The organism is Streptomyces sp. AC627_RSS907 (assembly GCF_019049165.1).
Window position 1 is genome coordinate 1 of record NZ_JAGMUE010000985.1, and the last position, 634, is coordinate 634.

A 634-nucleotide genomic window follows, 5' to 3' on the forward strand; every position below is an offset into this window, starting at 1 on the left:
CGGTCCAGCGGTCTGACCAGCGATCGTCCAGCGGTCAGGCCGACAGCCAGTCAGTCAGTCCAGCAGCACGACGTCCACGGTGCCGCCCGGCTCCAGCGACGTGGTCTCCTCGGGCAGCACGATCAGCGCGTTGGCGTGCGCGAGCGCCTTGACCAGGTGGGAGCCGGAGCCGCCGATGGGGGTGACGGCGTTCTCGTCCGCGTCGTAGCGCCCGCGCAGGTACTGGCGGCGGCCCGGCAGCGAGCTGGCCACGCCCTCCGGGCAGACCGCGCTGACCACCGTGCGGTGCACGGGCTCGACGCCCATCAGGGTGCGGATGGCGGGGCGGACGAACAGCTCGAAGGAGACGTACGCGCTGACCGGGTTGCCGGGCAGGGCGAGCAGCGGGGCGCGGTCCCGACCGCCCTCGCCGACGAAGCCGAACCCCTGCGGCTTGCCCGGCTGCATCGCCAGCCTGCGGAACCGCACGCCGTCGGCGTCGTCGCCGAGGCCCGTCAGCGCCTCCTTGACCACGTCGTACGCGCCGACGCTGACGCCGCCGCTGGTGACGAGGAGGTCGGCGCGGATGAGCTGGTCCTCGATGGTGGCGCGCAGCGTGGCCGCGTCGTCGGTGACCGCGCCGACGCGGTAGGCG

At 74.1% G+C, this 634-nt stretch carries 1 protein-coding gene; it reads right to left on the reverse strand.

The genetic code is table 11. From position 1 onward, the window contains the following. Positions 1–54 precede the first annotated feature (54 nt). The coding region (locus KUM32_RS39795) for a molybdopterin-binding protein (RefSeq protein WP_254406753.1) at positions 55–634 on the reverse strand (580 nt) is incomplete at its 5' end.